General features: G+C 29.6%; 8 protein-coding genes. 1 reads left to right on the plus strand and 7 read right to left on the minus strand.

Annotated elements, in window-relative coordinates:
* Positions 1-75: 75 nt before the first annotated feature.
* From COL3_RS01530 to COL3_RS01555, 6 genes are all read right to left on the minus strand, one after another.
* Positions 76-1,077: an ABC transporter substrate-binding protein gene (locus COL3_RS01530; RefSeq protein WP_008425104.1), complete on the minus strand. Its 1,002-nt coding sequence runs from the start codon at positions 1,075-1,077 to the stop codon at positions 76-78.
* Between the two features lie 20 nt (positions 1,078-1,097).
* Complete coding sequence (locus tag COL3_RS01535; protein ID WP_180277909.1) at positions 1,098-1,715, minus strand: ABC transporter permease subunit; 618 nt, start codon at positions 1,713-1,715, stop codon at positions 1,098-1,100.
* A gap of 175 nt (positions 1,716-1,890) precedes the next feature.
* On the minus strand, positions 1,891-2,820 hold the full coding sequence (locus COL3_RS01540) for an ABC transporter permease (RefSeq protein WP_008425109.1): 930 nt from the start codon (positions 2,818-2,820) through the stop codon (positions 1,891-1,893).
* A gap of 21 nt (positions 2,821-2,841) precedes the next feature.
* Positions 2,842-3,840, minus strand: a complete 999-nt coding sequence (locus COL3_RS01545) for a sulfite exporter TauE/SafE family protein (RefSeq protein WP_008425112.1) — start codon at positions 3,838-3,840, stop codon at positions 2,842-2,844.
* Positions 3,837-6,092 (minus strand): heavy metal translocating P-type ATPase, encoded by a 2,256-nt coding sequence (locus tag COL3_RS01550; protein ID WP_008425114.1) that lies wholly within the window; start codon positions 6,090-6,092, stop codon positions 3,837-3,839. Before COL3_RS01550 ends, COL3_RS01545 begins: the two co-directional genes overlap by 4 nt.
* A 372-nt stretch (positions 6,093-6,464) precedes the next feature.
* Positions 6,465-6,884 carry a YaaR family protein gene (locus COL3_RS01555; RefSeq protein WP_008425116.1) on the minus strand — a complete coding sequence of 140 codons (420 nt, stop codon included), beginning with the start codon at positions 6,882-6,884 and terminating at the stop codon, positions 6,465-6,467.
* A gap of 396 nt (positions 6,885-7,280) precedes the next feature.
* Here COL3_RS01555 and COL3_RS01560 point away from each other — a divergent pair, with 396 nt between their 5' ends.
* Entirely contained in the window at positions 7,281-7,583 is a 303-nt protein-coding gene (locus tag COL3_RS01560) for a hypothetical protein (protein ID WP_008425118.1), read from the plus strand.
* Positions 7,584-7,892: 309 nt separating this feature from the next.
* Here the strand turns inward: COL3_RS01560 and asnB are convergent, their stop codons facing one another.
* Positions 7,893-9,737 (minus strand): asparagine synthase (glutamine-hydrolyzing), encoded by a 1,845-nt coding sequence (gene asnB, locus COL3_RS01565; RefSeq protein ID WP_008425119.1) that lies wholly within the window; start codon positions 9,735-9,737, stop codon positions 7,893-7,895.
* Positions 9,738-10,044 lie beyond the last annotated feature (307 nt).

Genomic DNA, 10,044 nt, shown 5'->3' on the forward strand with positions numbered 1-10,044 from the left:
TGTTTTATATTTAAGAACATATTATTACCATTTTTATGATTTGTCAACATTTATTTGAATTTATTCATAAAGATTTTAATTCCAATATGGTAATACATCTGCAAAACTATTTTTATAAAATTCATCTTCATTAAGATTATCTGGCAGTACCCCGATAGTCCTTTGAATCTTAATATATGATTTTAAATTATCCTTTGCATATTTAACACTTGGCATCCACATATATTGTTTTATTATCTTATAATTTTCATCATAGTTTCCAACTATGTATCCATCATTTACAGCCTTTTGCAGACACTCTTCCTTATTTTCTTCTACTCTATTAGTTCCCTTAATCCACGCACGCAATATGCCTGCTGTTTTTTGCGGGCAAGTATCAGTAATTTCTTTAGAAATTCCAGCAAAACTAATATAAAAATACTCACTTCCATGGTGACTATGCCCAAAAGCTGAGGCTGAGTCAATATCACTAGATTTATATATGGTTTTAAATTCATTATTTTCATTATCATTTTGCCACAATACAATACTATCAACTGTCCCTTTTCTTAAAGCATCATACAATTGATTTTCATCTAAATATACTAAATTAGTATCTTTCACCAAATCTATACCATATTTACTTACTACCGTTTTGGCAGCAATCATAATCCCGCTACCTTTACCAACAACTCCTAATTTTTTATTCTTTAAATCATTTATTGTCTCTATTCCACTTTCAGAACTAGATAAAATCTCTATAGAACCTGAATGAAGTCCAGCACCAATTTTTATATTTGCACCTTCTTCAATATTTTTTATTATTCTATAATCACAGGTACCTCCATCAATAGATTTATTATTTATGCTATTTACAAAATCCTTGTAATCAAGTTTTACAAGTTCAACATTTAAGCACTCTTCTTTAAAATACCCTTCTTCAAATGCAGTAATTAATGGTAATTCAGTGCTATCTCCAAAATAGGCAAGCCTAACCTTATCATTATTTTCATATGATTCTTTACAACCTGTTACAAAAAGACTTTCAAAAATAATTAGAAAAAATATAATGATACTTAACTTACATATTCTTTTCACTGTATCACCTCCCTTAAGTTTTAATAATTGCTATTTACAATTCCTTCAGACTCAAAAATCACAAACCTTTTTTCAATTGAAACCATAATATAATCCACAATAAGTGCCACAAAAGCAATTATAAGCACTGCAGCATACATTTCTGTAATTCTAAAATTTTCCTGACTGTTTATGATAATATATCCAAGTCCTGATTTGGATCCCATCATCTCTGCTGCTGTTAACATGAGCAGAGAATATCCAGCTGCTAGTCTTAATCCATTAAATATTCCTGGTGCTGTCGCTGGTAAAACAATTTTTATAAACATGGAAACTCTTCCAAGTCCAAACGTTCTTCCAACTTTTACAAGTTGTGGATTTACATTATTTATTCCACTAATAGTACTAAAGATTATAGGCCAAAGGCATGTCCAAACGAGTATTGATATTTTAGAAAATTCGCCTATACCAAAAAACAATACTACTAAATGAAACATTAAAAATGGATTAATTTGAGAACATACTTCAAGTAACACGTCTAAAGCCAATTTTAACTTTCTAAACCATCCCCCAAGAAGTAATCCTAGAGGAATTCCAATGAATGAAGCTATAACAAATCCCGACATAGCCCTAAAGATACTTATTCTAAAATTGACCATAAATTCTCCTGTCCTAATCATTTTTATAATAACTTCTATCACTTTAGAAAATGGAGGTAAAAAAATTGGACTTACTATATTCAAACGAGTCGTGATTTCCCATAATAGTAAAAATATAATAACCAGTATAAACTTACTTAAAAATTTCTTTATATAATTCAAATAATCACACCACCTATTCAACATATCCAAATCCATTTTTAGGATTATTCTGATAATCATATGCTTTTTGTACTTGAATACTGCCCTGTATAAAGATAAATAGAAATACTAAAATAATACAAGAAACCTGTAGTTTACTAATTCTTTTTACCTTTCTTGTCTTAATATCATCAAACACTTCCACTTCTTCCTTCCAAAACAATAATCTTTTTTGAAAAGAGACTAAAAATAAATTTAATATTACGCTTATAACTACAATACATAATCCTCCAGCATAAAGACGTGGAATCAGAAAATTCATCCCAGCATTGTGAATAATATATCCTAATCCAGCAGTAGATCCGGTCATTTCCGAAGAAGTTAAAATAAAAAATGCCATTTGAACTCCTTCTCTAATTCCCCTAAAGATATATGGTATAGTTGCAGGTATGATAACTTTATAAAATAGCTGAAGCTTTGAGGCTGACATTGAATTTGCTAACTTTATTAATACGGGATCAACACTTCTAGCAGCCGAAATTGTATGAAACATCATTGGCCAAACGGAGGTCCAAATTACAATGCCTATCTTTGCTTCTTCGTTAATTCCAAGAAATACTACAAATAATGGGAAAAGAGAATAAGGGTTAATTTGACCAAAAAAGCGAAGCAATGGATTTAATTTTTCACTAAATTTATAACAAAAAAATCCTAAACTTAAACCTAAAATAGTACTGATAGAAATTGATATAACAAGTCCTATCATAACTCGCCATATGCTTACCATTATGTTCATATATAAATAACTGCCATTACTTAATGAAAATAATTCAAGTAAAACCCTTGATAAAGGAGGTAAATAATCTGAGTTAACCAATGATAATCTAGGTAACACTTCCCAAAGAATTAATACAACAGTAATACCTGTATATCTTAGTAATTTTCCCTTTATAACATCCTTCATAATTCACTCCTCCTTTATCCGTTATTCATAAATTGTTATAACTCCACTTAACATTCCACACCAACTACTATAATTAACTTCTTTTGCCTCTTCAGGTGTAAAGTTAATTATATTTTCCCCTTCATGAAGCTCAACCTTAACGTCATATTCTTCAATTACTATAGTAGAAGTACATTCGCCCACATATTTTTTATCTACATTTATAATCCATTTAACAGGTATTCCTTTTTTAAATGCCACATTATAAAATTTCTCATTTGTAAATTCAGTAATTAATACTTGCTCATCTCCTTTTACTGTTGCAGCAATTGAGTAATTATTTTTTGTCAATAGCTGAGCTGCATCCACTTTAACTCCCCATAAATTTAATCCTCTATTAACCATAAAAAATCCCATAAATATCAAAACAACTGCGCTTGATTTTAATGCTACTTTTGTAAATTTAACATTTAAAAAAGTACTAAAATATCCAAACAAGAATAATACAGGTACAGTTCCAATTGAGAATATAAACATTGCCAAAGCACCCTTAATAATACTTGCTGTTGCTAAACTATATATTTGCACAGCCTGCATTGGTCCACATGGAAGCACTCCGCTCATCAATCCGATGAAAAGCATATTTTTATTCTTGCTCTCAAATACTTCACCCGGAAAAAATTTCTTAAGTGAAAAACTAATTTTTATTTTTTTAAGAATACCTAAAAAATTTAATCCCATTATTACCATTAAGATTCCTGCAACAAAAGGCAAACCACCTTTTAATGTTCCTGATAAAGCTACAACTGAACCAACTCCTCCAGCTATCCCTCCAATAACTGTATATGAAATTATTCTACCCGCATTATATAAAAAAGAGGTTTTTATATTAGCTGCTTTATCATTGTTTATAGATAAACTACCAGATAGAATAAATCCACCACACATACCTATACAGTGAAAGCTTGTCATGATTCCATATAAAAATATAACCCAATAGGATGCTGTATTGTTTGTAATTGAGGTAAAATCTATACTCATATACATCTCTCCTTTCTGTTCTCCACTTTAAATCTCTTTAAACTTAGTGAATTTAAAACTACTGAAATCGAACTTAACGCCATACATGCACTGGCTAATTCTGGACTAAGCTTCCCAAAAGCTGCAAATGGTATTCCAATAGCATTATATACTAGAGCAAAAAACAAATTGCTTCTTATCTTATTCATTGTTTTTTTAGATAAATCTAATGATAGGGGAATCTGTTTTAATTCATTTCCAACTATTACGATATCGCTGCTTTGAATAGCGACATCTGTTCCTACACCAATAGCAAAAGCAACATCTGCATGTGCCAAAGCTGGAGCATCATTTATTCCGTCGCCAACCATCCCTACAAATTTATTATTTTTTTTCAATTCTTTTATTATTTCTGCTTTATCTTTCGGTAAAGCTTCATAATATATCTTTGCAATTCCTATTTTCTTACCAATTCTTTCTGAAACCTCTTTACCATCTCCAGTCACCATTATAATTTCAATTTTTTTATCATTAAGCTTATCGATAATATCCTTTACGCCTTCTTTTATCTCATCATTCAATGTAATAATTCCTTCAAATTTATTGTCTATGGAAATATAAACTTTAGTAAACTCCACACCAACATTTTGAGTTACAGGGATTTTGTTTTCCTTCAAGAATGATTTGTTTCCAATAATGACCTCTTTCCCATCAATTATTCCTTTAACCCCTTTTCCAACTATACTTTGAAAATCTACAACTTGCTTCAACTTATAACCTCTTTTAATAACAAATTCACTGATTGACTTTCCTAAAGGATGTTCTGACTTATTTTCTAAGCTGCCTGCTAAAGTTAAGATATCTTCTTCATCATACTTACTGTTTTCATTTATTTTTATTAATTCTTTTACTTTTGGACTTCCAACAGTTATTGTTCCAGTTTTATCAAATACCATGGTATTTATTTTATAGGTGTCTTGAAGTCCTTGGCTGCTTCTTATAAGAATTCCATTTTCCGCTCCAACGCCAATCCCAATACAAATTGCTGTTGGAGTTGCAAGACCTAATGCGCAAGGGCAAGAAACCACCAATACTGCTACGGCAAATAATATTGGCTGTTCGATATAATAACTTGATCCATGGTACACATAAAAATACCAAAAGCAAAATGTAGCAATTGATGATAAAAGTACAAATGGAACAAATAATACACTTAGCCTATCCACTAGTTTTTGAATATTTGGTTTTGCACTTTGAGCCTCTTCAATTAAATGTATTATTGAAGAAAGTACTGTGTCTTCTCCTATTTTTTCTACTTTAAATTGGAAGCTCCCTGTTGTATTTATTGTTCCTCCAATGACTTTATCCCCAATTTCTTTATCTACCCAAGTGCTTTCTCCTGTTACCATTGATTCATCGATGACTGCGGTTCCGCTAATGATTGTGCCATCTAATGGAATTCTTTCCCCTGGACGAATAATTATTATTTCTCCTACACATATGTCTTCAATTTCTTTTTCTATTTCAAAAGTATCCCTTAAAACTTTAGCTGTCTTAGGTTGTAATTTAGATAATGCCTCAATACTGCTTAAAGTCCTTTGTTTAGCTAACGCTTCTAAATATTTGCCAAAAATCACAAAGGTTATTATCATTCCTCCAGCTTCAAAATATAACTGTTTTCCATCAAAACCAGGATGTTTCAGTGAAATATATAAACTATATCCAAAGGTCGCCCCTGTTCCGATCGCCACAAGTAGATCCATTCCAGGCATTCTTGAAATAATTGAATATAGCGCATTTTTATAAAAATCAAACCCAATAATAAATTGAACTGGAAAAACTAATATTACCTGCAATCTCCAGTCATGAATAAAGTATAATTTATATCTTAAAGTTCCAATTATATTAAAAAGTTTAATTGAATAATCAGGATCAAATAATATAGCCAAATTATCAAACCAGCATATTATCATTACTATTAAAAGTGGGGAAATCAAAATTAAACTGATAATAACCTTCCACTTGAGTCTTTCTAAATGTTTTTTTGCTTCTGTTCCTTTTTCATCATCAATAGCAAATCCTAGTGAATCAATGATTCTATCTATCTTATCTTTATTACAAAGATTGTCATCATAAATTATAGTAGCTATCTCTGTGGCGAAGTTAACAATTACTTCTTTTATTCCAGTAGTCCTTTTTAGTTTGTGCTCTATTTTGTTAGAACATAAAGTACAAGTCATACCGCTTATCTTCACTAAGATTTTTTTATCCAATGATTTTTCCCCTTTCTCACTAAATTTTAAATTTAATACATTCCATAATATAAAAAGAGGATGGATTTCTTTAAATTGAAATCCATCCTCTGGTCGACCAGTCAGAATTAAATTTTATCCAGGTATTCTTATATGTTTAATAAGAATTATATTTCTTTTTATTTTCATTGTCAATATATTTTAGCTAACAAAAATGTTTTTTTATCTAAATTATTTATCATATGTTTATATGCTTTGCTCTTAGCCCATTTTCCACTTTTAATAAATATAAATAATATAATATAGAAAAAAGACTAACTTATCCCGTGTATATTTTTATGGAATAAATTAGTTTCCAGTTTCTTTAGTGAACTTGTTTAGTATAACTTGGTTTTATCTATATATATCTACAATCAAACCTTGTATTTCATCTATTGTCGATGCAATATTTATATTTTCTTTTTCTTCAGATAATAGTGAGTTAGTAAGTTCTTCGAGCTTTGAGTCAATGGTATCAACTGTAATAAAATATTGAGTTTGCCAAAAACTAATATCTTTTTTTGTATCATACATAAACTTTAATATTGACTCTAAATACTCTTTTATCATCTTTTTATACATGACCACATCAACATAGGTTTTTGTAGTAACAAGCTTACTTCCTCTTTTTTTTATATCGTCTATCATTTTATTGAGTTGTTCTTCTGATCTTTTATGTCTTTCTTGGTTAAAATTCCCAGAAAAATCCTTTTTCTCTGAAACTATTTTTCTTTCAGATGTTACGGTCCCTCTTCTTACTCTCCCAATCTCCATATTACTCAATCCTTTCTCAACTTAAGTATACAGAAAATGTATAAAAAACTTATATAATGTAACACATTATATACTAATTATTTTTTCATATACTTAGTTAAGTATATCAAATTTCAGCCTTTTTCTCTACTTATATTTATATTCCCACTTATAATTTCTTTTTATTTTGTAATATTACGTTATTGGAACTTGTGCAAATTTGCTTCTCGATTCATTTGAAATGCTTATTATTATAAATAATGCCTAACTAATAAAAAGTATTATAACTTAGTACTATTTTAATTAATATTTTTTATGAATTATGCCAAAATTTTTTATCTTCTTAATTTTAGTTGAAAACGAATACTATATATAGTAAAATTTATTTATACTAAGGGATTTTAGGAGGTAACAAATATGATAGTAAGATGTATAGATAATAACCTATGTTCAAGTTTAAGTTTAAATAAGGAATATGTAGTAATAGAAGAGGCTGCTGAGTATTACGTAATACTAGATGATTCGAATGAAGAAACAACTTGCAGAAAATCTAGATTTCAAGTTATTGAAGATGGCGATTTAACTAGAAAGGCAAAAGCCACTATTACAGAATTATCTTACCAAATAGAAAATGATTTTAAAGACATAAAACACTTTTCAATCAGAAAAAATTCTAAAGGTGAAATTAAAGAAATATCTGTTAAATTTAAATATAATTAATAACTATTTATGTACACAAATAGAAAGAAAGAGTAGTCTGTTACTCGATTGCTAGAGAATATAGCTGTGGATTTCTACCAGTAGAAGTTGCACCATTACTGCATGCCTCAAATATAAAATTTGAACAAGCAGTAATGGAACAACTTCTACTGAAGAAATACCTACAGCTACATTCTCAATGCAACTCTGCGTAAAAGACTACTCTTTCTTTCTAGTGTATATAATTATTAAACGATATTATAAAGTCTTCTTGTTCATATTCTATTTTAATAAAATATTTAATATATATATATTTTTTTATACTTAAATTTAAATTAATAAATTTACATTATATTCCTCAAGCCAAATGTTTACTTGAACTAAATAAGCTATAAGCTGAGGTCCTGTCATTAGCTGACCATACCATGGTACTTTATATGATTCTCCTCTAGTATCAACTATTTCCTTTACTATCTTTTCATCTATAATATCATGAATTGGAGAAGACTTTTTATTTAAAATATCATTCATCATCTTACACACTATATCTGTATAAATAGGATTGTGGGTCTTAGGATATGGACTCTTTTTTCTATATATAATGTCATCTGGGAGGATACCTTCAAGCGCTGCTCTAAGTAAGCCTTTTTCTCTTCCTTTATATAATTTTATTTCTGCTGGCAGATTAAAGGCGTATTCGACTAACCTTATATCTGCAAATGGTACTCTCACTTCTAAACTATTACTCATACTAGCTCTATCTTTCCTATTAAGAAGATTAACCATAAACCATTTCAAATTTAGATAAGAGATTTCTTTCATTCTATAATCCCTTTTACTTTCATTATCAAGATGAGGAACTTTACTTAATGATTTTTCATATTGAGTTTTAACTAGTTCTTCTAACTTCATATTTTTTAAATCTTTATTTACTATGGCTTTTCTGTCATTAACAAATCTTGCCCACGGAAAAGTGTCTAAATAAAACATTTCATCCCTAGTAAACCATGGATATCCTCCAAAGATTTCATCTGCACATTCTCCCGAAAGTCCAACTACGAAATCTTTACGTATTTCTTTGCAAAATAACAGCAATGAAGAATCTATATCTGCCATACCTGGCAAGTCTCTTGATATAACAGCATCTCTTAGAGCTAATGCCAAATCCGAATGGTTTATAATTACTTTTTTATGATTACTTCCAATAAATTTGGACATAGTATCTGCATAATATGCATCTGATGTTGGCTGAAATAATGATGATTTAAAATACTTATCATTATCTTCATAATCTATAGAATAAGTTGTAAGCTTTTTGCCTTGTCTATTAAATTCCTTAGCTGCAATAGCTGAAATAGCTGAAGAATCTAATCCACCTGATAAAAATGTACAAAGTGGTACATCACCTACAAGCTGCCTGTTTATTGCATCTATTAATAATTCTTTTGTATGCGCTATCGCCTCTTCTGCTGTTTCTTTACATTCTACTGCTTTAACTGACCAATACTCCCACCTTTTTATATTATTATCACCAGAGATCAATAGGCAGTTTGCCGGAGCTACCTCTTCTATATTTTTATAAACAGCACTTCCTGGAATTGTTGCTGGTCCAAGTCCAAAAATTTCAGTTAATCCTTCTATATCAATTTCTCTTTTAATTCTTGGATTAGCTAAAATGGTTTTTATTTCTGAACCAAAGACAAGAGTATTATTATGCATAGTGTAGAATAAAGGCTTAACCCCCATTTGATCTCTAGCTAAGAAGACTTCTTTTTTATCTTCATCAAAAATACCAAACGCAAATATTCCTATTAGCTTATTAACACATTCTTTCCCCCAGCAGATATATGATGTAAGTAGTACTTCAGTGTCGGAGTAAGAATCAAATGAGAAACCTTGTTTTTTTAATTCTTTTCTTAAGTCTTCAGTGTTATATAATTCTCCATTGTAAACGAGTGTATATTTTTTTCCTTGAAATACTTTTGTCATAGGCTGTATTCCGCCTTCAGGATCTACTACTATTAATCTCCTATGGCCTAGCAATACATTTGGAGAAATATAATATCCCTTAGCATCTGGCCCTCTTTTAGCTAAGGTTTTAATCATATCATTTAATATTTCTTTATCTTGAACTATATTTTCCTTAAAGTTTACTAACCCCGCAATTCCACACATTCATTTCACCTTCTAATAGTTTTTATATTATTAAAGTATGCACATTAGAAAAAAGTGCGCTAGCACATTTAAGAACTTTTAATTTAAAAAAAGTGCGCAGCACAATTAGGATCAGTTCACCTATAAAAAGAGCACTAAGTGCAATTCGGAACATTTAAGCAGAATTAATAACTTATATGCGTGGCAAATATGAATACTATTTTTCATTTTTCACATACTACCTATATAAGGCACAATCAAAAAATAACAAATCCATCTGCCAAGCCTATTTTCCATCATCAAAGGAAGTTAAATTGCATGCGCAATT

Origin of the sequence: Clostridium sp. LS, from assembly GCF_002760435.1 — a bacterium.
In the GTDB taxonomy this organism is placed as follows: Bacteria; Bacillota; Clostridia; order Clostridiales; family Clostridiaceae; genus Clostridium.